The 23,563-nt window shown below is 62.3% G+C and carries 23 protein-coding genes and 1 pseudogene; 7 read left to right on the top strand and 17 right to left on the bottom strand.

All coding sequences use genetic code 11. The features are described from left to right. Positions 1 to 141: 141 nt before the first annotated feature. From AB6802_RS12935 to moaA, 11 genes and pseudogenes are all read right to left on the bottom strand, one after another. Entirely contained in the window at positions 142 to 966 is an 825-nt protein-coding gene (locus tag AB6802_RS12935; RefSeq protein ID WP_371010500.1) for an ABC transporter permease, read from the bottom strand. Further along, on the bottom strand, positions 963 to 1,679 hold the full coding sequence (locus tag AB6802_RS12930; RefSeq protein WP_371010499.1) for an ABC transporter permease: 717 nt from the start codon (positions 1,677 to 1,679) through the stop codon (positions 963 to 965). Before AB6802_RS12930 ends, AB6802_RS12935 begins: the two co-directional genes overlap by 4 nt. A 79-nt stretch (positions 1,680 to 1,758) precedes the next feature. Further along, a complete protein-coding gene (locus AB6802_RS12925) occupies positions 1,759 to 2,544 on the bottom strand; it encodes an ABC transporter substrate-binding protein (RefSeq protein WP_371010498.1) in 786 nt (261 codons plus the stop codon). Between the two features lie 153 nt (positions 2,545 to 2,697). Then, positions 2,698 to 3,213 (bottom strand): molybdopterin-guanine dinucleotide biosynthesis protein B, encoded by a 516-nt coding sequence (mobB, locus tag AB6802_RS12920; protein WP_371010497.1) that lies wholly within the window; start codon positions 3,211 to 3,213, stop codon positions 2,698 to 2,700. Then, complete coding sequence (mobA, locus tag AB6802_RS12915) at positions 3,210 to 3,842, bottom strand: molybdenum cofactor guanylyltransferase MobA (RefSeq protein WP_371010496.1); 633 nt, start codon at positions 3,840 to 3,842, stop codon at positions 3,210 to 3,212. The genes mobB and mobA overlap by 4 nt, the downstream gene beginning before the upstream one ends. A gap of 5 nt (positions 3,843 to 3,847) precedes the next feature. Beyond that, a complete protein-coding gene (locus AB6802_RS12910) occupies positions 3,848 to 4,768 on the bottom strand; it encodes a DMT family transporter (RefSeq protein ID WP_371010495.1) in 921 nt (306 codons plus the stop codon). A gap of 127 nt (positions 4,769 to 4,895) precedes the next feature. Beyond that, positions 4,896 to 5,252, bottom strand: coding sequence for a hypothetical protein (locus AB6802_RS12905; RefSeq protein WP_371010494.1), 357 nt, complete (start codon positions 5,250 to 5,252; stop codon positions 4,896 to 4,898). A gap of 89 nt (positions 5,253 to 5,341) precedes the next feature. After that, a complete protein-coding gene (locus tag AB6802_RS12900) occupies positions 5,342 to 5,854 on the bottom strand; it encodes a hypothetical protein (protein ID WP_371010493.1) in 513 nt (170 codons plus the stop codon). 53 nt (positions 5,855 to 5,907) lie between these two features. Further along, positions 5,908 to 6,054 (bottom strand): annotated as a pseudogene (locus tag AB6802_RS12895) (GTP 3',8-cyclase MoaA); the annotation flags it as partial. A gap of 122 nt (positions 6,055 to 6,176) precedes the next feature. Next, complete coding sequence (locus AB6802_RS12890) at positions 6,177 to 7,040, bottom strand: prolyl oligopeptidase family serine peptidase (protein ID WP_371010492.1); 864 nt, start codon at positions 7,038 to 7,040, stop codon at positions 6,177 to 6,179. 197 nt (positions 7,041 to 7,237) lie between these two features. After that, positions 7,238 to 8,233 carry a GTP 3',8-cyclase MoaA gene (gene moaA / locus AB6802_RS12885; protein WP_371010491.1) on the bottom strand — a complete coding sequence of 332 codons (996 nt, stop codon included), beginning with the start codon at positions 8,231 to 8,233 and terminating at the stop codon, positions 7,238 to 7,240. Positions 8,234 to 8,426: 193 nt separating this feature from the next. Here moaA and AB6802_RS12880 point away from each other — a divergent pair, with 193 nt between their 5' ends. Further along, entirely contained in the window at positions 8,427 to 8,780 is a 354-nt protein-coding gene (locus AB6802_RS12880) for a gamma-butyrobetaine hydroxylase-like domain-containing protein (protein WP_095805855.1), read from the top strand. A 66-nt stretch (positions 8,781 to 8,846) separates the two neighbouring features. After that, complete coding sequence (locus tag AB6802_RS12875) at positions 8,847 to 9,458, top strand: pyridoxamine 5'-phosphate oxidase family protein (RefSeq protein WP_371010490.1); 612 nt, start codon at positions 8,847 to 8,849, stop codon at positions 9,456 to 9,458. A gap of 167 nt (positions 9,459 to 9,625) precedes the next feature. On the opposite strand, the gene AB6802_RS12870 is transcribed toward AB6802_RS12875, so the two are convergent. After that, positions 9,626 to 10,078, bottom strand: coding sequence for a MarR family winged helix-turn-helix transcriptional regulator (locus AB6802_RS12870; RefSeq protein WP_371010489.1), 453 nt, complete (start codon positions 10,076 to 10,078; stop codon positions 9,626 to 9,628). A gap of 47 nt (positions 10,079 to 10,125) precedes the next feature. On the opposite strand from AB6802_RS12870, the gene AB6802_RS12865 reads away from it, so the two are divergent. Further along, positions 10,126 to 11,034: an alpha/beta hydrolase gene (locus tag AB6802_RS12865; RefSeq protein WP_371010488.1), complete on the top strand. Its 909-nt coding sequence runs from the start codon at positions 10,126 to 10,128 to the stop codon at positions 11,032 to 11,034. 12 nt (positions 11,035 to 11,046) lie between these two features. Here AB6802_RS12865 and AB6802_RS12860 read toward each other — a convergent pair whose 3' ends face one another. Together AB6802_RS12860 and AB6802_RS12855 are read right to left on the bottom strand one after the other, a co-directional pair. Then, positions 11,047 to 11,445: a rhodanese-like domain-containing protein gene (locus tag AB6802_RS12860; protein WP_371010487.1), complete on the bottom strand. Its 399-nt coding sequence runs from the start codon at positions 11,443 to 11,445 to the stop codon at positions 11,047 to 11,049. Between the two features lie 61 nt (positions 11,446 to 11,506). Beyond that, positions 11,507 to 12,115: a TetR/AcrR family transcriptional regulator gene (locus tag AB6802_RS12855; protein ID WP_371010486.1), complete on the bottom strand. Its 609-nt coding sequence runs from the start codon at positions 12,113 to 12,115 to the stop codon at positions 11,507 to 11,509. Between the two features lie 101 nt (positions 12,116 to 12,216). Here AB6802_RS12855 and AB6802_RS12850 point away from each other — a divergent pair, with 101 nt between their 5' ends. Together AB6802_RS12850 and AB6802_RS12845 are read left to right on the top strand one after the other, a co-directional pair. Next, positions 12,217 to 12,963: a 3-oxoacyl-ACP reductase family protein gene (locus AB6802_RS12850; RefSeq protein WP_371010485.1), complete on the top strand. Its 747-nt coding sequence runs from the start codon at positions 12,217 to 12,219 to the stop codon at positions 12,961 to 12,963. 220 nt (positions 12,964 to 13,183) lie between these two features. Beyond that, entirely contained in the window at positions 13,184 to 15,061 is a 1,878-nt protein-coding gene (locus AB6802_RS12845; RefSeq protein ID WP_371010484.1) for a murein L,D-transpeptidase, read from the top strand. A gap of 77 nt (positions 15,062 to 15,138) precedes the next feature. Here AB6802_RS12845 and AB6802_RS12840 read toward each other — a convergent pair whose 3' ends face one another. The 3 genes from AB6802_RS12840 to AB6802_RS12830 all read right to left on the bottom strand — a co-directional run bounded on the left by AB6802_RS12840 (position 15,139) and on the right by AB6802_RS12830 (position 16,778). Continuing rightward, complete coding sequence (locus AB6802_RS12840) at positions 15,139 to 15,603, bottom strand: hypothetical protein (RefSeq protein ID WP_371010483.1); 465 nt, start codon at positions 15,601 to 15,603, stop codon at positions 15,139 to 15,141. A gap of 102 nt (positions 15,604 to 15,705) precedes the next feature. Then, the gene (locus AB6802_RS12835) at positions 15,706 to 16,437 is read right to left on the bottom strand and encodes a lysozyme inhibitor LprI family protein (RefSeq protein WP_371010482.1); all 732 of its coding nucleotides are present in this window, start codon (positions 16,435 to 16,437) and stop codon (positions 15,706 to 15,708) included. Between the two features lie 83 nt (positions 16,438 to 16,520). Further along, complete coding sequence (locus AB6802_RS12830; protein ID WP_371010481.1) at positions 16,521 to 16,778, bottom strand: PepSY domain-containing protein; 258 nt, start codon at positions 16,776 to 16,778, stop codon at positions 16,521 to 16,523. A gap of 409 nt (positions 16,779 to 17,187) precedes the next feature. Here AB6802_RS12830 and AB6802_RS12825 point away from each other — a divergent pair, with 409 nt between their 5' ends. Beyond that, the gene (locus AB6802_RS12825) at positions 17,188 to 18,969 is read left to right on the top strand and encodes an adenylate/guanylate cyclase domain-containing protein (RefSeq protein WP_371010480.1); all 1,782 of its coding nucleotides are present in this window, start codon (positions 17,188 to 17,190) and stop codon (positions 18,967 to 18,969) included. A gap of 118 nt (positions 18,970 to 19,087) precedes the next feature. Beyond that, entirely contained in the window at positions 19,088 to 23,389 is a 4,302-nt protein-coding gene (locus tag AB6802_RS12820) for a cytochrome P450 (RefSeq protein WP_371010479.1), read from the top strand. Positions 23,390 to 23,563 lie beyond the last annotated feature (174 nt).

Here is a 23,563-nt window from a genome sequence, read left to right as displayed (position 1 = left end):
GACAGAGTTTGCTGTTGCGGAAGGTCTATGCGCTGCAGCGAATTCGTCAAGGCGCGCAGGGGCGTATCGACTGGTACAGCCCGGGTGTCCGTTTATGCATGTCGTTCTCCCAAAACCGCTGCCACTTTTGGGCGACATGCATTAGCGATGCAGGTGGACGGTGATCCGGCGCTCGATCCATTCGACGCCGTGGCGCAGGATTTCGACCATCACCAGATAGACGATGGCGACCCAGATATAGGCCTGAATGTCGAAGGACTTTGCATAGGCGAGCTTGGCGTTGCCCATCAGGTCGTAGACGGTGATGATGGCGACGATGGCCGAGGCCTTGATCATCAGGATCAGCTCGTTGCCGTAGGGCCTGAGCGCCACGATGATCGCCTGCGGCAGGATGACCTTGCGCAGCGTCTGAAGCGTGTGCAGGCCGAGCGAAGCCGCACCTTCCCACTGGCCGCGCGGAACGCTTTCAATGGCGCCGCGCAGGATTTCGGCCTGATAGGCAGCGGTGTTGAGCGAGAAGGCGAAGACACCGCAATAGAACGCCTCGCGGAAGAACCACCACAGCCCGACCGTCTCGAGCTCCGGCCGGAACGAGCCGACGCCGTAATAGACGAGGTAGGTCTGCACCAGGAGCGGCGTGCCGCGGAAGAAATAGACATAGCAATAAGCAAGCCCGGACAGCACCCGGTTCTTCGACATGCGGCCATAGGCAACGGGCAGCGACATGAGCGCGCCCAGCACCATCGAGATCGCCACAAGCGACAAGGTTGTTCCGAGCCCCTGCAGATAGGCCGGCGCGTATCTGGCGAAGAATTCGGCATTCCAGGCAAAGACCAGATAGGCAACGATACCAAGGCCGAAGAGGATCCAGACCCCGACCAGCGCATAGCCCAGGACACGGGCGCGCGACCAGCCTCGCGCCAGAGGCGGTGGCCTTTCGACAGCGGCGGCTTGGGCGACGCTCATCGCGCTTCTCTCCGTCCGAGCGAGCGCAGGATGAAGCCGGTGGCGATCGACGACAGGATGGCGAGCACGAGGAAGACCAGTGCCGCCACGCTGTAGAACAGGAAGGAATGCTTGGTGACGCGCGCCGCGACACCGGCGTTGCGCAAGGTCTCGGCGAGGTTGACGACGGAAACCAGCGACGTGTCCTTGAGCAGGCTCAGCCAGCAATTCTCAAGACCCGGGAAGGCGATGCGTATCAGCTGCGGCAGAACCACCAGCCGCATCGTCTGCCATTTCGACAGGCCAATGGCGTAGCCGCCCTCATACTGGCCTTTGGGAATGGCGCGGAACGCGGAGAGGAAGACCTCGCTGGCATAGGAGGAGAAGATCAGCGACAGCACGATCATGCCGGCGATGAAGCTGTTGACGTCGATCGTGGCGCCCGGATTGAACAGCCGCAAGAGATATTGCAGCAGAATCGGCATGCCGAAGAAGAACAGGAACAGCGTCACCAGTTCCGGCAGGCCGCGAAAGACGGTGGTGTAGATGTTGCCGGCCAGCCGCAACGCCGGCTCTTCGTGCTGCTTGGCGAAAGCGACGAAAAAGCCGATCACCAGGCCGAAAGGAAGGGTGGCAAGCGCCAATGCGATCGTGACCAGCACGCCATAGGCAATGTCGTCACTCCAGCCATCCGGTCCCCAGCTGAGAAGCGTCCAAATGCTTTGGGCCGGCATTGACGGGTCGTGTCTCCGTGGCGATCGCTTGAAGAAGGAAAAGCGGCGAGGGGATGCCTCGCCGCTTTTGGCTTAACGATCAGGACTCGGCGCCGAAGACGTCGAACTTGAAGTACTTGTCGTTGATTTCCTTGTACTTTCCGTTTTTGCGGATGGCGTCGATCGCGGTGTTCAGCTTGTTGACCAGGTCGGTCTCGCCCTTGCGCACGGCAATGCCGGCGCCCGGTCCGAAGATCTCGACCGGCTGCGGTGAAGGCTGGCCGAGGATCTTGCAGCAGGCGCCGTCAGGCGAATCGAGCCACTGCTGCAGCACCACGATGTCATCCTCGATGGCGTCGAGGCGGCCGTTGGCCAGATCAGCCTGCTCCTCGGGACTGCTCGGATAGCCCTTGATGGTGCTGTCGGTGAAGGTCTTCGAGGCATAGTTGTAGTGGGTGGTCGTGGTGGCGACGCCGATGTTCTTGCCGGCGAGGTCCGCCTTGGTCACACCCTTGAGCGGGGAATCCTTCGGCACGGCGATCGCCGATGGCGTGTTGTAATATTTGTGGCTGAAGTCGACCTTCTCGGCACGTTCCGGCGTGATCGACATCGAGGCGACGATGGCGTCGAACTTGCCGGCCTGCAGCGCCGGGATGATGCCGTCCCAATCCTGCGCGACGAAGGTGCACTTCACCTTCATTTCGTCGCAGAGGGCCTTGGCGATATCGATGTCGAAGCCGACCAGCTGGCCGTCGGAGGTCAGGTTGTTGAAGGGCGGGTAGGCGCCTTCGGTGCCGATCCTCAGGGTCTTTTCCTGAGCCTGGGCGACGCCGAGTGTCAGCAGCGCGGCCGAAGCGGCAAGCGCGATACGCAGTGCAATACGCATGATGATCCTCTCATAATTATCATGGCCGCTGTCCCGTGCGGCTCTTGTGGGCGGTGGTTTGTTGACCGCCCGCTACGGCGGATACTCCCACTCTTTGCGAGAAAAAAGCAACTGCAAATCAACGGCAAACTGCAATCGCCGTCTGCCGCTGCGTTACTTGGTTTGAGCGACAAGACCTGTGCTGCGCTCGACGAAGTCGGCTATCGACTTGGTGTCGTCGAGGTCGAAGACGGGCAGCTTTTCACCCTCGACCGCAAAGTCGGCGGCGATGGCGACAATGTTGGGATCGTTGGCGGAAAGCGGCGTGCGATCCTTGGCCTCGAGCCGTCTTGCCTCGATCTTCCCGTGGGCTTCGCGCTTGTAGCCCTCGACCAGCACGATATCGCAGGGCCCCAGCCTGGCCAGGATGTCATCCAGCTTCGGCTCGTCCTCGCCCCGCAATTCGTGCATAAGGGCCCAGCGACGGTCGGAGACGATGGCAACCTCTGTCGCTCCGGCCTGACGATGACGAAAGCTGTCGGCGCCCGGCTTGTCGATATCGAAGTCGTGATGGGCATGTTTGACGGTCGAGACCGTCCAGCCGCGCCGAACCAGCTCGGTGACCAGCTTCTCGGTCAAGGTCGTTTTGCCGGAATTCTTCCAGCCGGTGATGCCGAACACGCGTCTCATGGGTGCAGGCTTTGCAACAGACGTTTCGCCACCGCAAGGTCATCCGGCGTGTTGACGTTGAAGAACGGGTCGATGCGCTGGCCTTCGGCCTCGATCATCGGGAAATCCACCACAACGAAACCGTGCCGCTCCATGAAGGCGGAAACCCGGCGGTTGTCTTCGTCGACCAGGAACCGGCGCAAGGACTCGCGCAAGCCGAGCGGCCAGAGCGCGAAGGTCGGGTGCCATCGGCCGTCGGAACTGGCGACGGCGATCTTGCCCGGCTGTTCGCCCGCCGCTTGAACCAGTCGCTCGACGAGATCGCCGGGGAAGAAGGGCGTGTCGCCCGCAGTGCTCACCATCGCCTCGCAACCGGACTGCGTCGCCGCCCATTCCAGCCCGGTCAGAATGCCGGCCAGCGGTCCCGCGTAGTCCGGCACCGTGTCGGCAAGCACCGGCAGGTCGATGCCGGCAAACCGTGCCGGGTCGCCATTGGCGTTGATCGCCAGGGTGGCGACCTGCGGCGTGAAGCGCGCGGCGACATGGTCGATCAGCCTCGCGTTGTTCAGCGAAAGCAGAGGCTTGTCGCCGCCGCCCATGCGCCGCGACAGGCCGCCCGCCAGGATGATGCCGGCAATTTCTGTGACCATCGCGTCTATATGCCGTCCGGCGCCATATCGGGTCCAGCGCTTTCGGCGGCGGGCTGCCGCCGACCGACGACGCGCTCGCGGTAAAGCGCGTAGAGCCCCGAGCCGATGATTATCACGGCGCCGACGATCATCGGCAGGTCCGGAATGTCGCCGAAGATGACGAGGCCAAGCAGGATCGACCAGAGCAACGCCGTGTAGCGGAACGGTGCGACGAAGGAGATGTCGCCCGAGCGCATCGCCTTGATGATGAACTGATAGCCGATGATCACCAGCACCGCGGCCAGCGCCAGCAAGGCGGTGGCGTGGCCGGTCATCGGCGTCCACCCACCCATCGGCGACAGCAGAAGGGCGCCGAGAACGGTCATGGCCAGCGCCGTCGCCGTCGACACCAGCATGGTCGGGATCGCTTGCGGGATGCGCTTGGTGGCGAGGTCGCGCACCGCGCAGCAGGCGACGCTGGTCAGCGCCAGCAGCGAATAGACGCTGAATCCCTCGAAGCCCGGCCGCACGATGATGAGTACACCCGCGAAGCCGACCGCGATGGCCAGCCACCGCCGCCAGCCGACGCCTTCGCCGAACACCAGCGCGGCGCCCATCGTCACCGCCAGCGGCAATGCCTGCAGCACGGCGGATACATTGGCGATCGGCAGATGCGCGAGCGCGATCAGGAACGACACCGTGGCGCCGGCTTCGCCGGCGACACGCATCGCCACCATCGGCTGCAGCATTGCCGCCGGATGGGCCAATGCGCCGCGCTGCCAGGCAAGCAGGCCGACGAAAAGCGAGGCAAACGCGCCGCGCACAAGCATGACCTGCGCCATGTTCATCCATTCGGAGGAGTATTTCGTGATCGCGTCATTCAAGGTGAAGCCGATCATGGCCACGATCATGAACAGCGCGCCGCGCAGATTTGGCGAAGGAGGCAAGGGCGGCGTTTCCGGATTCTATTTTAAGCCAAGCCCTAGCAGGCGACCGGGAAACAGCAACGGCAAAGAAATGGGCCACAGATGTTCTCCGCGGCCCAACAGATCGATTTATAGCGGTGTCGAAGGCCTATTTCGGCGTCAGCACTTCGGTGCCGTTCCCGTCCTGGCCGGCGATTGTCCACAACCCGTGCAGCGAGCCGTCTTTCTCCATCTTGTAGACGACAAGACCGATTTCCTTGCCCATGGCATAGCCGGCGGAAAAGGCATCGTCATTACGCATGCAGATGCCATCCGAGGTCGAGCCGCCGGTTTCCCAATGGATTTTGCAGGTCGTGTCGCTGGTCAGCGTGATCGTCGCCTCGCCGCCATATTTCGAGCCATCGAAGTTGGTCCCCGCAACGGTGTACGTGCCGCCGATAGATTGGGCTGCCGCCGGCAGGCAAGCAACCGCAAGCATGCCAACTGTAAGCATGAATTTATGCATGTGGATTCCCCCATAGAGCCAAAACCGCGGCAACACGCTAGGCTGGAAAAAGCGCGTGGTAAATCGGGGCTCGCGACCTTGCGTAAGGTTTATTTCCAGTGTGGCCCGGACGCCTCGTGCAGGCTGGCGGCGATGGCGCCGACCAGCGGGTCGTATTTCGCCTTGAGCGCCGCTGGATACTGGATGAAGACGGTGTGGATGACGTCCTCTTTGCCAAACACGGACCGCTCGTAGAAGATGTTGTCGCCCTTGGTTCCAGACAGCACCGCCCAGTTCTTGCCGGTTTTGGAGTAAGTGACTTTCTCGCCCGGGTCGGGGCTGGCCTTCTCATTCTCAACGAGGCTCTTCGGCGTGGCGTCGAGCGCATTGTAGCTGCCGTAGCACGCCACGCTGGCGCCGTCGGCGCTATGCCATTCCAGGCCGTCGCCATTTTCCGGCTCGGGCATGCGCCCGGTGAAAATCTGGTCCGGGAACGTGCACACCGTGCTGAAGCGCGCATTGACATAGGTGAACGGCTTGGCAAGCGCCGTTGTGGCCATATTCGTCGACAGAAACAGAAGCGCGGAGAATGATGACAAGCCGATGCGATGGATAGGTTGCATTGTACCCTCTGGTCGATGACCAGGAGTGATCATGCACCAATCGCTCGAAAAAATCAGCCGCCGGTGACGCTCATGTGCCGCGACACCGAAGGACGGCTGGGGCGGCGGTCGATAATGAAGTCATGGCCCTTGGGCTTGCACCCGGTCGCCTCGTCGGTGGCCGCGCCGTTGCCTTCCGAAGACCGCAGCGACGCCCTGAGCCGCGTCTTCCTGCCTGCTTGGGAAACATGCTTCGCCGAAAAATTCCTCTGTGGCCGGACTGCCTGATATTTGGCGTTTCCGTCGCAAAGTCAGGATTTCCGCGACATGTCACAAACGATTTTCAAGTCCCAAGTGCGCGTAGCAAAAAATCGAAAGCAGGCTGCATTTGCGTTTTCATGAAAGAGGGATCCTCATGTCCTGCTCCCTTCACGATTGTAAGCGTTGATGACCAACCGTGGCTGATCAGTGCATCATGCAACCGGCGCGCGTCCGCAGCCGTGACAATGTTGTCGCGATCGCCATTGACGATCAGGAAAGGCGGTACGGTCATGGCTGTGCCTATGTAAGGCTCCATTTGCATGATGGATCGAGAAAGGGTGTTCTCTGCTCCGAAGCAAACGATTACCGCCCGCACATCGCTTGAAACGTTTGCGCTCGCGGCATTGTCGAAGGGGCTCGGTTGATCTCCGGTGAGTCCAAGCGCTTCCGCTATGAAGCCCCCAGCCGAATTGCCCCACACGGCGATACGCGTCGGATCGATATGAAGCGCATCAGCATTGGCATGCAGATAGCGAACCGCAGCCTTCCCATCAGAAATGGCGTTCAACATCGCAGCTGCCCAACTGGGGCCACCCAGGCGGTAGTTCAAGCTGACGACTGCATATCCCATCCGTGTGAGCGCCGCCACATCCGGCACCTGTATCTGGTAGGGTTCCTCATTCGGCTTAGTCGGGATAGGGCCGCGATCGACATGCGGCATGGCACTCTTGTCGCCGCCGTAGAAGTTCCCGCCGTGAATCCACACCACGACCGGAAACGGACCTCTGCCTACAGAAGGCGTATATAGATCAAATCGTTGTAGCTTTGATTGTGTGGCATATGGCACCTCGACCTTGACGTAGGGCCTTGCCTCATTCGCTAGGGAACCTGCGACAGGGCAGAAAAGCGTGACCGCAAATGCAAGGATCCGGCCAATCATGCTCATCATCAACCCCCGATGCATCCTATGGCAAAATCCCAAGTGAAATTAGCTTTTGCGACAGATTAATAAAGAGACCAGGTCGAGGTCGAAACGGCCGAAGGGATTGACGTGGCCGTGGATGACCGGTGTGAGACCGCAAGAATGTCACCCGCCCATTCGGGCGATGACCAAAAGTAATCACCAACCAATCAATGGAAAAATCAGCCGCCGGTGACGCTCATATGCCGCGACACCGAAGGACGGCTGGTGCGGCGGTCGATGATGAAATCATGGCCCTTGGGCTTGCGCCCGATCGCCTCGTCGATGGCAGCGCCGACCAGCTCATTGCCTTCCGAAGCGCGTAGCGGCGCCCTGAGATCGGCCGCGTCTTCCTGGCCGAGGCACATATAGAGCGTGCCGGTGCAGGTCAGCCGCACGCGGTTGCAGCTTTCGCAGAAATTGTGGGTCATCGGCGTGATGAAGCCGAGCTTGCCGCCGGTCTCGGCGACGTGGGCGTAGCGAGCGGGGCCGCCGGTCTTGTAAGGGATGTCGGCGAGCGTGAACTGACGCTCCAGCGAGGCGCGCAGCAGCGATAGCGGCAGGTACTGATCGGTGCGGTCGGCCTCGATCTCGCCCATCGGCATGGTCTCGATGAGGGTGAGGTCCATGCCGCGGCCATGCGCCCAACGCATCAGTTCGGGGATCTCGGCGTCGTTGAAGTCGCGCAGGGCGACCGCATTGAGCTTGATCTGCAGCCCGGCCTTCTGCGCCGCGTCGATGCCTTCCATAACCTTGCCGAGATTGCCCCAGCGGGTGATCTGGTGGAATTTGTCGGCATCGAGCGTGTCGAGCGAGACGTTGATGCGCTTGACGCCGCAATCGGCGAGCTCGGCGGCAAAGCGCGACAGCTGCGAGCCGTTGGTGGTCAGTGTCAATTCTTCCAGCGCACCGCTCTCCAGATGCCGCGACAGCTGACGCACCAGATGCATGATGTTCTTGCGTACCAGCGGTTCGCCGCCGGTCAGCCTGAGCTTCCTGACGCCCTTTTCGATGAAAACGGTGCAGAGCCGATCGAGTTCTTCAAGCGAGAGCAGGTCCTTCTTCGGCAGGAAGGTCATGTCTTCGGCCATGCAATAGGTGCAACGGAAATCGCAGCGGTCGGTGACCGACACGCGCAGGTAGCTGATCGTGCGGCCGAATGGGTCGATCATGTTCATCAAGCGTTTCCGTGGCCTTGGGCGGCGTCGTTATATACAGCTATGTGATACGATCCAATGCCGCATTCAAGATAGAAGGTCTTGATCTTTGGTAACATTCCCCGACCGACATTCTCTGTCGGCCGCCCTCAAATGCCTTCCCGCGTCCCGCGAAGCAGCGTAGGGGAAGGGCGCTATCGAAACAGGATCAATCATGACGGCGCCGAAGGAACTGCGGGTCTCGAAGGACCGCAAGCTGCTCACCGTGACCTTTCCCGGCCATCAGCCGTTCGAACTGCCGGCGGAATTGCTTCGCGTCGCGTCGCCCTCGGCCGAAGTCCAGGGGCACTCGCCGGATCAGCGCGTGACGGTGCCCGGCAAGCGCAATGTCGCGATCCTCAAGATCGAGCCGGTCGGCAACTATGCGGTGCGCATCACCTTCGACGATTTCCACGACACCGGCATCTTCACCTGGAATTACCTGCATACGCTCGGTCATGAAAAGGACGAACGCTGGAATGCCTATCTGGCCGAGCTTGCCGAGAAGGGGCTCAGCCGGGATCGCTAGCTTGGCATTTGTCGTCAAACCGTCATCGACTTGGCGTAGCGCCGGCAAAGGTTCGGAGGACGAAAAATGTCGCTTATCACATCGGTCGAACAGCTCGAAGCCCTTTACGGCCTGCCGGGCGAGGCCTCGATCGTCAAGGAACTCGACCATGTGATTCCCGAATACGCCGCCTTTATCGAGGCGTCGCCCTTCGTGGCGTTGGCGACCAGCGGACCGGAAGGGCTGGATTGCTCGCCGCGCGGCGATCTCGCGGGCTTCGTGCGCATGGTGGACGACAAGACGCTGATGATGCCCGACAGGCGCGGCAACAACCGTGCCGATTCGCTGAAGAACATCATTCGCGATCCGCGCGTCGGCCTGCTGTTTCTCGTTCCGGGCTCGGGCACGACGCTGCGCATCAACGGCCGCGCCCACATCACCACCGATCCGGAGCTTTGCGCATCGTTCATCGTCGACGGCAAGCCGGCCCGGTCGGTGACCGTCATTGCGATCGATACCGTTTACTTCCAGTGCGCCCGCGCCATCGTGCGCTCGGAGCTGTGGAATTCGGCGAAGCATGTCGATCCGAAGTCGCTGCCGACGCCCGGACAGATCCTCGAGGTCACCAGCCGCAAGAATATTGATGGCGACGCGTACGACAGAGAATGGCCGGAACGGGCGAAGAAAACCATGTGGTGACGGGTGCACCGATATTTCGGTGAGGCCGGCCTGCAAATGCCGGCCTCCTGCGCTTCCGGTCCTCACGTACTTTAGTACGCTCCGCTCCGGTTCTCGGAAGCCACCATTTTCGACTCGGCCTGACCGAAATCTCGGCACACCCGTGCCAAATTCAGCAAACCTATAAGTCAGGCGTCCTTCAGCACGTCGTAGATCTTGCGCATCTGCTCGCCGATCATATCGCATTGCTCCGGCGTCGACTGGCTCATCGCTTTTTCGATCAGCGCCATATGCACCTTCAGCGCCCGCATCAGCAAAGCCTCGCCGGCTTCGGTGAGACTAAGCCGCAGCACGCGCTTGTCCTTCTCGTCACCCTCGCGCCGCAACAGGCCGCGGGCTTCCAGTTGCGGCAACAGCATGGTGATGTTGGAGCGGCCGACCAAAAGCTTGCGGGCGAGGTCGTGCTGCGACATGCCGGGGTGTCGGTAGAGGTTCATCAGCACGTCGAGTTGAGCGGGCTTCAGGTCGAGCGGCGCGAGTTTTACAGCCAGCGTGCGCTCCAGCACATGGCAGGCGCGCGCCACCGCAACCCAGTTGCGGAAGCGCGGGTTGTCCCAGGGCAGCTCTTGTTTAATGTTCATGTTTGAACTATTATGTTCATGCTTGAACGAATGGATGGATCGCCAATATGGCATCATTTGGATTGAAGGTCATCCGCGGCGTCTTTGGCGCCGCCGAGCATGTCGTGCCGCGTCTCAGCGGCCGCGCCGCCTTCGAATTGTTTTGCCGCACACCCAACGCCAAATCGCTGAGCGACGGCGAGCGCCGAGCTGTGGAACGTGCCGCCGGCTTCATGGCCGAAGCGCGCCATCACCGGCTGAAAACCAGGAAAGATTGCGTTGCGGTGCATGAATTCCGGCCGGAACCGGGCAGGGAGGCGCGCGGCACGGTGCTGGTCATCCATGGCTGGCGCTCGCGCACCGAATATATGCGCAGCCTGATCGAAGGGTTTCGCGGTGCCGGCTACAAGGTCGTCTCGCTCGACCTGCCGGGTCACGGCCATTCGCTCGGACGCCATCTCAACATGGTCAATGCGGTGGATGCAGCGCGGGTCGCCGGCGAATGGTTCGGTCCGTTTGCCGCCGTCGTCGGCCATTCGTTCGGCGGCGCCATCGCCGCCAATGCCGTCGCGGCCTCGGTCAAGGGCATGCCGCCGCTCGCGGCGCAAAAGCTGGTGCTGATCGCCGCGCCGAGCTCGCTGCCGGCGATCTTCGACGATTTCAGCGACATGATGAATGTCGGGCCGCGCTCGCGGGTCGCCATGGCGGACCGGGTGAAGCATCTGTCTGGCCGGCCGCTCAGCGAATTCACCGGCGACCGTCAGCTTGCCGCAGCATCCGTACCGACGCTGATCATCCATGCGCCCGACGATCGCGAAGTGCACGCCGACCATGCCAGGCGATATGCCGGCGCTGGCGAGCATGTGCGCCTGCATTGGGCCGACGGTCTTGGCCATCGCCGCATCCTGGCCGACAAGGACGTCGTCAAGCGCGCCGTGGGTTTCGTGACCGAGCAGCGCGACGCGACTTTACACTAGGTTTTTAGCCGATCAGCCGGCCTTCTTCTTTGCCGACTCGACCGGCAGGCCGGCCGCTTTCCAAGCGGTGTAACCGCCGAGTATGTGCTTGACCGGCGTCAGGCCCATGTCCTGCGCGGTCTTGGTGGCAAGCGCCGAGCGCCAGCCACCGGCGCAAAAGAACACAAAGGTCTTGCCGCTAGCGAAGAACGGCTTGTGGTAGGGGCTTTCCGGATCGATCCAGAATTCCAGCATGCCGCGCGTGACATGCTTGGCGCCGGGGATCTGGCCATCGCGTTCGACCTCGCGGGGATCGCGCAGGTCGACAAAGATCGTGCCGTCATCCTCCAGCAACGAGGCCGCTTCCTCCGGCGACACGACTTCGATCTCGGCATTGGCCTCGTCGAGCAACTGGCGATACCCTTTTTTCATCGACGATCCTCCCTGCGCTTTTTCGCATCGAGCGGATTTCCAGCACAACGCCAGCTGTTTGTCACGTCGTTCCGGCCAGCCCCTGCCAAGCCGCCATAGCGCCGGCCACCGTGGCCAGAAGCGCGGCGCGCGAGGCGCCGTCGCGCGCCTGTATCGACATGCCGTGCTGGACCGTAGCGTAGAAGGTTGCCGCCGTGCCGCTGTCGAAGCCTGCCGGCAATTCGCCTTCCGCCACGGCGCGTTCGAGCCGGCGCAGCAAGGCGGTCCGGTTCTCCGCCCGGCGGCGTCGCAAATCATCGCAGATCGCGCCGCTGCTTGAGTCCTCATGCAGCGCGCCGAGCGCGATGAGGCAGCCCTGCGGGCGGTCGCTCTGCGAATAGGCCCTGGCTGTCTGGCGCAGGAAATTCTCGACCGCCTTGCAAGCCGTCGGCGCCTTGTCGAGTGCTGCCCAGATTTCGGTGCCTTCGGCCTGCGTGTAATATTCGGTCGCTTCAAGGAACAGCGCCTCCTTGCTGCCGAACGCGGCATAGAGGCTGGGTGAACCGATGCCCATCGCCGCAGTCAGATCGGCGATTGACGTTCCCTCATAGCCCTTGGCCCAAAACAGCTCCATCGCCTGCCGCAAGGCCGCGGTTCGATCGAAACTGCGAGGACGACCTCTGTCTGACATGGCGCTTCTTTTCTGTGCTGATCGATACATAATTCACTTGACGGCGGCAGGCAAGGCTGACAGGTATTTATGTATCGATCACTACAGAAAAGGAGAAATCGATGTCTTCAAAACAGCTTGCCGGCAAGGTCGCATTCGTCACTGGCGGCAGCCGCGGCATAGGTGCCGCCGTCGCCAGGCGGCTGGCGCGTGACGGCGCGAGCGTCGCCTTGACCTACGTCAATGGCGAAGGGCAGGCGCGCGCCGTTGTCGATGAGATCGAGGCCGGCGGCGGGCGCGCTGTCGCCATCAAGGCCGATGGCCGCAACGCCCAGGCGCTGGAAAAGGCCGTCGATCAGGCAATGGCTGCATTTGGCCGGCTGGACATCCTGGTCAACAGCGCCGGCATCTGGCGTGCGGCGCCGATCGACACGCTATCGCTCGCCGACTTCGATGAAAGCATGGAGGTCAATCTGAGGGCGCCGTTCGTCGCCTCGAAGGCGGCCGCCCGCTACATGCAGGATGGCGGCAGGATCATCTCGATCGGCAGCAATCTGGCCGAGCGCGTGATGGACCCCGGTCTCAGCGCCTATGCGACCAGCAAGGCGGCGTTGATCGGGTTGACCAAGGCGCTCGCGCGCGACCTTGGCGCGCGCGGCATCACCGCCAACATCGTCCATCCGGGCTCCACCGACACCGATATGAATCCGGCCGATGGACCGCATGCCGAGCACCAGCGTCAGAAGATGGCGACGCCGCGTTTCGGCGAGGCCGACGAGATCGCCGGCATGGTGGCGTGGCTCGCTAGTTCCGAAGGTCGCTTCGTCACCGGAGCCTCGCTGACCATCGACGGCGGCGCCAACGCCTGATTGTTCCAGAAGCGTTTTTTGACTGCGAGAGACCCGGGGCAATCGACGCCGCGGGTCTCACAATGATGTGAAACCGTTCTGCAACACGGCCGCGAAAATTTATGGAAGCTTAACGAAATCGGTATGAATCGGTATAGTCACGCCTTAGATCCGCCATGCGGTGGGCGAGACCGTCAAGCGGCGCGGAACGGGAACCGGTTTCAACCGGCACGGGTGTTTCATGAAATTCCTCGGCAACAAGCAAGTCGCAGTGCCGCTCGCTATTGCGGCCACACTTACCTTCAGCCAGCAGCCGGCGAGTGCTCAAGGTCTGTTCGACATGCTCTTCGGCGGCGGCATAAGGCACAATCCGCAAGGCGAATTTCCGCCGCCGCCCAAGCCGCGAAAGGTCCAGCCCAGCGGCGGTCCCAGCGTCAGGATCAGCAGCCCGACCTACAACACCTATAAGGCCGACAGGCTTGTGCGCGTCGACTTCACGTCGTTGATCGGGGCGACGCCGCCACAGCCGGCTTCGGCGCAAGACGCAGCCTATGTGCGGTCGGCGGCCGGTAACGCGTTCCATGACGCGCTGGCTGGTCTCAGCGACTATGAGCTTTTCGCCGAGCCGGATATCGCCAAGGCGCTGGTCGCCTACTATTCGGCCAATCCGGATTTCATCTGGGTGAGCGACAACGCGCCCAATGCCCGCGCGCAGGATGCGGTGCGGGTGCTCGGCGAAGCGTCGAGCTACGGACTGACGCCGGCCGACTACAATGTCGATGTCCCGGCGGCTGCGACCACCGCCACCCCGCAAGAGCGCAGCAAGGAATTGGTCCGCTTCGAAATGGCGCTGTCGGCGCGCGTGCTGCGCTATGCGCAGGACGCCCAAAGCGGCCGCGTCGAGCCCAACCGCATGACCGCCTATTACGATTTTCCGGCAAAGCCGTTCGACCTCGAGGGTGCGCTCAAGACCTTGGCGCATACCCAGGAAGTGCGCACCTATCTCGAATCGCGGCATCCGCAGAACGCCGAATACCAGGCGTTGCGTGTCGAGCTCGAAGCGTTGGAGGCCAGCGAGGAAAACGAAATCGTCATCGACCAGAAGCTGTTGCTGAAGCCCGGTGAGAGCAGCCCCGAACTGCCGAAACTGCTGACGCTTATTGCGCGCAATCTCGATGACGAGATGGGCGGCAATTACGGCGAAGTCCTTGCCAGGCTCGGCAAGAGCGAGGTGTACGATCCCGAACTGGTGCCGGTCATCAAGGCAGTGCAGGTGAAAGCCGGCATGAAGGGCGACGGCGTCATCGGCCCGCGCACCGTGGCATTGTATGTCGGTGCTTCGAAGGCCGACAAGATCGAGAAGGTCAAGGTTGCGCTCGAGGAACTGCGCTGGCTGCCGTCCGATCTCGGCAGTCCACGTGTCTTCATCAACCAGCCGGCCTTCACCGCCAGCTACATCGACAATGGCGAGGAGAAGCTGAAGACCCGCGCGGTCATCGGCCGGGTCGCCAACCAGACCGCCTTCTTCTACAACCAGATCAAGCAGGTCGATTTCCATCCATTCTGGGGCGTGCCGCAGTCGATCATCGTCAACGAGATGCTGCCGCGGCTGCGCAGCGATCCGGGTTACCTGGATCGCGCCGGCTATGAGGTGACGGATGCCCGCGGCAGGCAGGTTCCGTCGTCGTCGGTCAATTGGGGCGCCTATGGCTCCAACATCCCCTTCAACGTGCGCCAGCAGCCGAGCGAGGCCAATGCTTTGGGCGAATTGAAGATCCTGTTCCCCAACAAGCATGCGATCTACATGCATGACACGCCGCAGAAGTCGTTCTTCGCCCGCGATATGCGCGCGCTGAGCCACGGCTGCGTCCGCCTGCAGGATCCGCGCGGCATGGCGGCGGCGGTGCTCGACACCACGGTCGACGATATCGCCGAGAAGCTGAGCCATGGCCATTCGACCGAGAATGTCACGCGTGTCATCCCGGTCTACGTCGCCTACTTCACGGCATGGCCGGACATGTCCGGCAAGGTCGAGTATTTCGACGACGTCTATGATCGCGATTCAAGGCTGATGCAGGCGCTTGACGCGACCGAAGCGGTGCGCGCGCCGTCAAGCTAAGGCTTATCAATTTCGCAGTTGGCCACAAAACCGCAATTTCAGGAAAACAGTTGCAACTGTTTTCCTGGAATTGCTCTCTAGCGATCAATAAGCGGACGCCGGAAGCCGGCGTCGCGGCCGGCGATCAACCAGTAGATCAGACCGGCCACCAGGCCCGCCGCAGCAATGATGGCCGTGTCGGGCCAACGTTCCGAACTGTCCAGCGCGCCTGACCAGAGCAGCATGAAACCGGCGACCGCGGCGATGGCGCCGAACAGCATGTGCAGCCAGAAGCTGCGCAGCGAAAAGAATTCGGCGATGAGTGCAAAGATAAGGGCCTGCAAGCCGGTCAGAATAATCGTCAGGAAATAGACGAACATGCCGAGCGGCGGCACCACCAGCACGGCAATCGGCGTGAACTGCATCAAATCGAAATAACCGGGCGCGCCGGGCAGCGAGCTCAGAACGACATAGAGCACGACAATCGCGATCAGCCCGACAAGCACCGCCACCAGATAGCCGGTGAGCACCATCAGAATGCGCTTCAGAACATAGCCAACCATTGCCATGCACCCCCGTGCCCGCAATTATGCCTCGCAGTCAGCCACCAAAGGTGTGTCGATGCAAGGGCTGAGGACGAGAGGCTCGCGTTGGCCGGATTGTCGTCAAGCGCCGCCGCACAGATGCTCGGTGTCCGGCAGCACCCACCAGGCGTTTTGAAATCTTAGATTGACGCCGTAATAGACCCTGCCGCGCAGATCGCCCTCAGGGCAGTCCCTCGGGATCGACATCAGACACAACACGACGGGATCACCGACCATGGAAGCCGCCAGCCCCGCATCGCGATCATAAGAAACCGCCGATCCGCCGTTGGCGAAGGTAGCGGCACTGCCGCCTTCCGGCGGGGCGGTGGCCAGCGGATCATCGCCGAGCCGCGTTGTAAGCGTTTTGATATGCGTCACGCTGCACTGGCCAACCGAGGCGGGCAGGGACTGGTCGGCGTTTTTGGGTTCGCGTGCTCCTGTGTTCAACGCCTTCTTGCCGATCAGTCCTTCATTGTAGGCTTCCACCCAATGCGGCGCGAAGCCGTATGTCTGCAGCGCGTTGTTCTGGGCGCTGACGATGCAGGCGGCATCGGACTTGCAGGCGTTCCGGTCCGCCGCCAGTCCTCTGGCGATCTTGCGCTTGTCGCCGCCGAAGGCCGGTGCGAAGCCGCCATAGGCCTTGGTGACCAGAGCGTCGATGGCCGACATTTGCGGGTCGGCGCAGATAGCCTTCTCGGTCGGCAGTTGCGCCTTACGGCAGTCGAAGGAGGGGCCGTCCGCCAGGGCCGGCGCGGATGCCATCAGCACCAGCGCGGGGACGAACCAAGCGAACACTCGGTTGGGGCGCCGCATATTTCCTCCGGGCCATGTCGGGTTCGACGGCTCAGTCTAGGCGCAACCGCGGCCTTGCGGAATGGCGAAGCAGGCTGGGGCGGTTATTTCGGCTCGCCGGTCACCGGATCGTAGGTGATTTCGACCTTGGCCTTGTCGGTCGTGTAGTAGGTGATGGTATAGCCGTCGCTGTCCCAATCGACCTCCTTCACATAACGGAAGTCGGTCCGCTGCTCGACCTTGGTGATGATTTCCGAGAGCTTCTTGGCATTTTGCGGCGGCAGCGCCTGGTCGTCCGCCGCGAACGCCGGTCCGCCGGCAAGCAAGGCTGCTATACCGGTCGCCAAAATAACTATGCGCATGGACTGCCCCTCAATCTTGTGTTGGCATGAAATGCGCTCAAAAACTCGCACACATGCAGGTTGGTTCCGCAACGCAAAAATAGCGCTTCTTGGGGCGCCTGTCTCGATGCTGTCGAGCGCGCACCAATTCGCTACGGTTTAACAAGCAAAATCTTTTGATTTCAATGCGCAACGGCGCGACTTGACTGTGGCTCCTTACATAACGAATGGCTAACCATGCGTTGGAACGCGAATTCGTCATATTAGCGCTTCGTGGTAGAGCTTTCGGCGAGAGCCTGCTAGAATTGTCGATAATTACAGGGTGGCAATGGCGCGCCGAGCCTGCCGGTGATTTTCGCCGGCAAACGGCGAAGTGTTTTGAGCGCAAGTCGCCTGATCTGGACTGGAAGCAGGGACTGGGGGCTCGACCATGGCTGAACGGAATTATACCCGTCAGCTCGCGACAATCATTTCAATCGATGCCGTGGGATTCTCGCGGCTGATGGGTATCGACGACGAGCTCGCCGTGGCCGCCTTCGAGGAAAGGCGCGACATCATCGCCGACAGCTGCGGCACGTTTGGCGGGCGCACCTTCGGCGACGCCGGCGACAGCATCATGGCCGAGTTCGGCAATCCGATCGAGGCCTTGCGCGCCGCCTTCGATTTCCAGGAAAAGATCGTGATGCTGAACACCTCGGTCGCCGAGGACATGCGCATGCCGTTTCGCGCCGGGATCAACACCGGCGACGTCATCGTGCGCGAGGGCCGTCTCTATGGCGACGATGTCAACATCGCCGCCCGGCTTCAGGAATTCGCGCCGCATGACGGCGTTGCCATATCGGCAACCACCTGGCACCATGTGAAGGACAAGACCGCTGCTGTGTTCACCGATCTCGGCGAATTCAGCCTGAAGAACATCGCCTTGCCGGTGCATGTTCTGATTGCCGGGCGCGGCGGCAATGGTGCCCCCGCCGCGATGGCATTCGCGACGGTTCCGACCGCTCCCGGCCACTACAAGCCGTTTGCAAAAGGCCCGCCGGCGATCGCCGTGCTGCCGTTCCGGGGCGAGGGGGCCGAGCCCGATGTCGGCTATATGGCCGACGGCATTTCCGAAGATATCATCTATGGCCTTTCCAACACGCGCTGGCTTTCCGTGATCGCCAAAGGGTCCAGCTTCCAGTTCCGTGACGACAGCCTGGGCACCCGGTTGATCGGCAACGCGCTCGGCGCGCGCTACATCGTCAGCGGCACGCTGACACGCTACGACCGCCAGATCCGCCTCAACGCCTCGCTCACCGATACGTCGAACGGGCGTCTTGTCTGGTCGCAGCGCTTCGACCGCGACCTGCGTGACATCTTCAGCCTGCGCGACGAGATCGGCAGTGAGATCGTGTCGATCCTCGACAAGGAAGTCGACCGGGCCGAGCAGGCACGCACCTTCCAGGTGCCGTGGGAAAGCCTGGAGACCTGGCAATTGGTGCGGCGCGGCCGCTGGCACATGAACAGGCGCACGCGCCGCGATACCGAAATCGCGCTTGAATTCTTCGACAAGGCCTATCGCGAGGATCCCAATTCGAGCGCCGTGCTGAACGAGCTTGCCTGGTGGTATTTCTGGCGTGCATGGCTGCGTTTCGGCGACAGCGACGATCTGGAAAAGGTCGAAACGCTGGCGCGCAAGGCGTTGCTGATGGACAGCCTCGACGCCCGGCCGCACGCCTATCTCGGCGCGGCCGACATCATGCGCGGCCTGCCGGCCCTGGCGGCCGAGCACCTTGCCGAGGCAATCCACATCAACCCTAGCTTCGCCTTTGCGCGCTCGGCCATGGGCAGCGCGCAACTGCTGCTTGGCGACGCGGCCGGCGCGATACCGTTCTTCCTCGATACCGAGCGGTTGAGCCCGTTCGATCTCTACCGCTTCCACAATCTGGGTGAGCTGGCGGCCGCCTATTGTTTCGTCGAGGACTGGCAGGCGGCGATCGCCGTCGCCGAGCGCTCGCTCAATCTGTCGCCGGGTTACTTCTATGCCAGGTTCCTCAAGATAGGCGCCCTGATCAGGAGCGGCCGCCGCGACGAGGCGGCGCGCGAGCTTGCCATTTTCGCCACCCGGCACCCGGATTTCTCAGAGCAACGCATACGCTGGATACCGTTCGTCGATCCGGCGAGGAACAATGTCCTGATCGCCAACTTCGAGAAAGCCAAGTCTGCGGCATGATCTCTGCCGTCGACGACAAATAACTGTGAACGAATTCACATACGCCGGAGCAATGCAAACCTAGGCCAGAAAATGCCGGCATTGTATCAACGTGGACAGCCGGGGGGCTCGAACGCGCATGATCAAGTTAAAATATTTCGATGCCGTGAGGGCGGCTCAGAAAGCCCAGCGGCCGGTTGTCGACATGCCGCCATTCGACATCAACCGACTCGGCGGCTCCAAGGGCATTGCCTCGCGCATCGCCGGCTTTCTGTTGGGAGACCCGCGCTGGCTGCTTGCGCTGTTGCGCCGTTTCCGGCCGAATGTCGGCTTCGGCAACTTCCTGCTCGTCACCAAGGGCGCCGACGTGCGCGACATATTGGAGCGCGGCGACGAGTTCGAGACACCCTACGGGCCGGAAATGACCGAGCTGGCGCGGGGCTCGAATTTCATCCTCGGCATGCAGGACGGCGCCGCCTATCGGCAGATGAAGTCGGCGGTGCTGAGCGCTTTTCCGCCGGCGGAGGTCGAGGCCACCGTCAGGCCGATCGCCGAGCGCCATTCGCGCGACATCATGACCCGCGCCAGCCCCGGCTTCGATGCCATCGCCGGGCTGATGAAGATCGTGCCGGTGCGCATCTGCCGCGACTATTTCGGCCTCGATATCGACGATGAAACCGAATTCGCCGAATGGTCGATCGCGCTCAGCGCGCTGTTCTTTTCCGATCCGACCGCAAGCCCCACGACGCGCCAGCTTGCTGTTGTCGCCGGCGACCGCCTGATCAAGATCATCGACCGTTCGATCGCCACGATCAGGGAGAAGGCAGGACAGGATGACCGGCCGCTGGCGCGCCTCGTCGCGTTCATGGACCAAGGACGGCTGTCCAAGCCCGACATCCATTCCATCATGCTTGGCATGGTTGCCGGATTTGTGCCGACCAATGTGCTTGCCGGCGGCAACTGCCTCGATGTCATCCTGTCACGTTCCGATGCAAGGCAGGCCGTCGACGCGGCGATCACTGCCAACGACACCGATAAGCTCGACCGGGCGGTTTTGGAGGCCATGCGCTTCAAGCCGATCTGGATCGGGCCGTGGCGCTACACGGCGCGCGATGCGGTCATCGGCAAGGGTACGCGCCGCGAACGGCTGGTGAAGGCCGGTACCGTGGTGATGCCGGCGACGCTTTCGGCGATGTTCGATCCGGAGATCGTGCAGAGGCCAAACGAGTTCGATACGTCGCGGCCGCATCGCGACTACATGGTTTTCGGCTACGGCATCCATCTGTGCATCGGCGCCGAGATCGCCCGCATCCAGATCGGCGAGTGCGTGCGTGCCCTGTTCAGCAAACCGAAGCTGACCCGTGCGCCGGGGCGGGCCGGCAAGATGGCCGATGTCGGTGCCTATCCGGCAAGCCTCAAGGTCGATTTCGAGCGCTCGCAGCTTTGTCGCACGGTCGGGCAGTCCCTGGTGACGGTGGTCTGCCCGATCACCCGCACCGTGCCGCTGGATGCCGTGCGCGAAAAAGTCGGCGACCTCGGCAATCCCTGCGGCGGCGAGCTCCGCGAGGCGCTCGACAAGGTCGGCACCATCCATTTCACCAGCCTCGCCGTCGCCGCCACCGGCAAGGACGACAGATCGGGTCTCGAGACCGGCATGCTGGTGTTTGAAATTTCAGGCGACGGCAGCGCCGACGATGTCATTGCCGCCATCGCGCAAGCCATCGGTCACCGGCTGCGGCCGATCTTCAGGGATGTCTGCGGCCTGCCGGACGGCGGTGCGCTCGAAGATTTCCTCAAGAAGCACAACATCGCGATATCGCCCTCTTTCGGCAGTACCGCCGGATTGGTTTTCGCCGGCACGCCTGGACATTCCGTCCGCCGCATCCTCGCCGAAGCCAAGCTTGCCGACAGCGTGCGCGAGATCGCCGAGAAGCCGCGCACCGGCAACGGCAATGCCCCGGACGTGCTTGCCGAGGCGCGCCGGCATGTCCGGTGCCTGGGACAGTTCGGCTGGGCGTTCGAGCCGGCTGAAAGCCTGCTGGAAAAGCCGGCCGGCAGTTTTGGACGCGCTCTGACGACGACGCTGCTGGTGCCGCCGGTTTTCGCGACGGTGGCAGTCATTCTGGCTGCCTCCTGGTTTATGACCTATCATCTGGTGTTCGGCCGGCCTGTCGGCATAAGCAACATTTCGCTCACCGGCATTGCCGTAGCCGTAACCTCGCTAGTGCTGGCATTTGCCGGGTTGCTGATTTTGGTGGCGCTGCTGGCGCTTATAGCCTTGTGGGCATTGCAGCGCCTCGATGACCGTGACCAGCCACAAACCGCCTCGATCGAGCCGAAGGCGCTGGAAAAAATCCTCGCCCATGAGGATCTTGCCGCGCAGAACCATCTGACGGCGATCTCGACCATGAAGGCCGGCATCTTGCGGCGGCTGGCGCTCAGGTTTTCCTTCTACGTGATCTCGATTGCGGCGCAGAAGGTGTTCAGGCCGGGCTTTCTCGCCAACATCAATACGATTCATTTCGCCCGCTGGGTGCTTTTGCCCGGCACCGACAGGCTGGTGTTCTTCTCCAACTACGGCGGCAGCTGGGAAAGCTATCTTGAGGATTTCATCGCCAAAGCGTCCGAGGGCCTGACCGGCGTGTGGAGCAATACGCTAGGCTACCCCCGCACGCGCTGGCTGTTCCTCGACGGAGCGCGCGACGGCGACCGTTTCAAGCGTTGGGCGCGGCGCCAGCAGGTGCCGACGTTGTTCTGGTACACCGCCTATCCGCATCTCAACACCATACGCATCCGGGCCAATTCGAGAATCAGGCGCGGCATTGCCTCGGCCACCGGCAACGAGGCGCGCGATTGGCTTAGCCTGTTCGGTTCGCTGCCGCGTCCGCAAGCGCGGCCAGCGGACGCGGCCGGGCCGGCTGCCCCTCCATCCACCCCTCTCGAAGAGCTGGAATCCGGAGAAATCCAGTCGATCTTCTTTGGCCCGTTCGGCGCGCTCGGTCATGCGCATATGCTTGCGATCCAGGTGCCGGAAAGCCTGCCGGCAAACAAGCGCAAAGCGTGGTTGGACTTCGTTATCGACAAGACAAGTTTCGGCGACGGCGTGCCAGTCGGCCGTGCCATGACCGTGGCCTTCGGGCCCGACGGCCTGCACCGGCTCGGACTGGAAGGCGGTGTCGACAACAATCCGCTGGACACGTTCCCGGTCGCCTTCCGCCAAGGCATGGGCACACCGGAGCGCAGCCGCATCCTCGATGATACCGGTCCCGACGGCCCGGCGAAATGGCAGTGGGGTTCGCCCGACAAACGGGTCGATGCCGTCATTGTCTGTTACACAGAAACGCCGGCTATGCTGAATACCGAGATCGCGGCCATGAAACGGCAGACGGCGGATGCGGGGATGTCTTTGGTTGCCGAGCTGCCGCTTATGGTCAAGCGAGAGCCGGACGGCGCGGACGCTGAGGAGCCGAAAAAAAGCGGCGACGGCGCAAGGCACGGCAAGCCGGGACGGCTTCGCGCCTACGAGCATTTCGGCTTCGTCGATGGCGTCTCGCAGCCGATCGTCAGAGGCACCGCGCGCGCCAACCGGGGCGCGGCGCCCATGCATGTGATCGCCCCCGGGGAATTCCTGTTCGGCTATCGCGACGAGCACGGTTTCTACCCGGCTTCGCCCTCGGTCGCGGCGGCGCAGGACCGCACCGGCATCCTCTCGCAGGTACGGCGCAACCGCCAGGTGCCTGGACAGCCGCCGCCGCCGCGCGATTTCGGCCGCAACGGCTCTTTCATGGTGGTGCGCCAGTTCGAGCAGCATGTCGAACTCTTCGACGACTATTGCAGGAACGCTGCCGCCCAGGCCGCCGCCGAGACCGGCGATGCCGCTATTACGCCGCGCTGGGTCGCGGCCAAGATGCTCGGGCGCTGGCAGGACGGCAGCTCGCTGGTGCGCAATCCCAACGGCCGCCCGAGCCGGGGCGCCGACAATGATTTCGCGCTTGGCGCGGAGGATCCGCAGGGACACGCCTGTCCGCTCGGCTCGCACATACGTCGCTCCAATCCACGCGATTCGCTTGGCGAGGACCGCGAGACGCAGATCAGGATCGGCAAGCGCCACCGGATCCTGCGTGTCGGCCGCACCTATGAGAAGAAGGAAAGGGGCGGCAAGACCGAGAAGGGCCTGCTCTTCATCTGCCTCAACGCCGACATCGAGCGCCAATATGAGTTCATCCAGCAGACTTGGGTCTCGTCGAGCTCGTTCCAGGGCCTTGTCGGCGAGAAGGATCCGACGATCGGCGCGCGCAACGGCGGCGGCCGGTTTTCGATCCCGTCATGGGAAAAGGTGACCGTGCTCAAGGACATGCCGCAATTCGTCACGACAAAGGGCGGCGGCTATTTCTTCATGCCGAGCCGCTCAGCCTTGCGCTACCTGATTTCGCGGCTTTAGAGCAATTCCAGGAAAAGTGTGATCGGTTTTCCGTCCGGAATTGCGTAAAAACAAAGAGTTAGAGCGTTTCGCCGTTTCCATGAAACGGTGAAGCGCTCTAGGGCCTGTTGAGAATCAGCGTGAGTTGATGACGGATGCGCAAGCGTAGATCATTGCGCTGAAGTTTCGATCTGT

Source organism: Mesorhizobium sp. RCC_202, assembly GCF_041355295.1.
In the GTDB taxonomy this organism is placed as follows: Bacteria; Pseudomonadota; Alphaproteobacteria; order Rhizobiales; family Rhizobiaceae; genus Mesorhizobium.
Note: the sequence above shows the minus strand (reverse complement) of the source record. Positions and strands in the feature narration are given on the sequence as shown.

Coding starts and splice junctions, on each gene's coding strand:
- AB6802_RS12820 (WP_371010479.1), top strand. CDS start 19,088: ATGATCAAGTTAAAATATTTCGATGCCGTGAGGGCGGCTCAGAAAGCC.
- AB6802_RS12825 (WP_371010480.1), top strand. CDS start 17,188: ATGGCTGAACGGAATTATACCCGTCAGCTCGCGACAATCATTTCAATC.
- AB6802_RS12835 (WP_371010482.1), bottom strand. CDS start 16,437: ATGCGGCGCCCCAACCGAGTGTTCGCTTGGTTCGTCCCCGCGCTGGTG.
- AB6802_RS12850 (WP_371010485.1), top strand. CDS start 12,217: ATGTCTTCAAAACAGCTTGCCGGCAAGGTCGCATTCGTCACTGGCGGC.
- AB6802_RS12930 (WP_371010499.1), bottom strand. CDS start 1,679: ATGCCGGCCCAAAGCATTTGGACGCTTCTCAGCTGGGGACCGGATGGC.
- AB6802_RS12870 (WP_371010489.1), bottom strand. CDS start 10,078: ATGAACATTAAACAAGAGCTGCCCTGGGACAACCCGCGCTTCCGCAAC.
- AB6802_RS12905 (WP_371010494.1), bottom strand. CDS start 5,252: ATGCATAAATTCATGCTTACAGTTGGCATGCTTGCGGTTGCTTGCCTG.
- AB6802_RS12845 (WP_371010484.1), top strand. CDS start 13,184: ATGAAATTCCTCGGCAACAAGCAAGTCGCAGTGCCGCTCGCTATTGCG.
- AB6802_RS12935 (WP_371010500.1), bottom strand. CDS start 966: ATGAGCGTCGCCCAAGCCGCCGCTGTCGAAAGGCCACCGCCTCTGGCG.
- AB6802_RS12840 (WP_371010483.1), bottom strand. CDS start 15,603: ATGGTTGGCTATGTTCTGAAGCGCATTCTGATGGTGCTCACCGGCTAT.
- AB6802_RS12855 (WP_371010486.1), bottom strand. CDS start 12,115: ATGTCAGACAGAGGTCGTCCTCGCAGTTTCGATCGAACCGCGGCCTTG.
- mobB (WP_371010497.1), bottom strand. CDS start 3,213: ATGAGACGCGTGTTCGGCATCACCGGCTGGAAGAATTCCGGCAAAACG.
- AB6802_RS12865 (WP_371010488.1), top strand. CDS start 10,126: ATGGCATCATTTGGATTGAAGGTCATCCGCGGCGTCTTTGGCGCCGCC.
- AB6802_RS12900 (WP_371010493.1), bottom strand. CDS start 5,854: ATGCAACCTATCCATCGCATCGGCTTGTCATCATTCTCCGCGCTTCTG.
- AB6802_RS12830 (WP_371010481.1), bottom strand. CDS start 16,778: ATGCGCATAGTTATTTTGGCGACCGGTATAGCAGCCTTGCTTGCCGGC.
- AB6802_RS12875 (WP_371010490.1), top strand. CDS start 8,847: ATGTCGCTTATCACATCGGTCGAACAGCTCGAAGCCCTTTACGGCCTG.
- AB6802_RS12880 (WP_095805855.1), top strand. CDS start 8,427: ATGACGGCGCCGAAGGAACTGCGGGTCTCGAAGGACCGCAAGCTGCTC.
- moaA (WP_371010491.1), bottom strand. CDS start 8,233: ATGAACATGATCGACCCATTCGGCCGCACGATCAGCTACCTGCGCGTG.
- AB6802_RS12890 (WP_371010492.1), bottom strand. CDS start 7,040: ATGAGCATGATTGGCCGGATCCTTGCATTTGCGGTCACGCTTTTCTGC.
- AB6802_RS12925 (WP_371010498.1), bottom strand. CDS start 2,544: ATGCGTATTGCACTGCGTATCGCGCTTGCCGCTTCGGCCGCGCTGCTG.
- mobA (WP_371010496.1), bottom strand. CDS start 3,842: ATGGTCACAGAAATTGCCGGCATCATCCTGGCGGGCGGCCTGTCGCGG.
- AB6802_RS12860 (WP_371010487.1), bottom strand. CDS start 11,445: ATGAAAAAAGGGTATCGCCAGTTGCTCGACGAGGCCAATGCCGAGATC.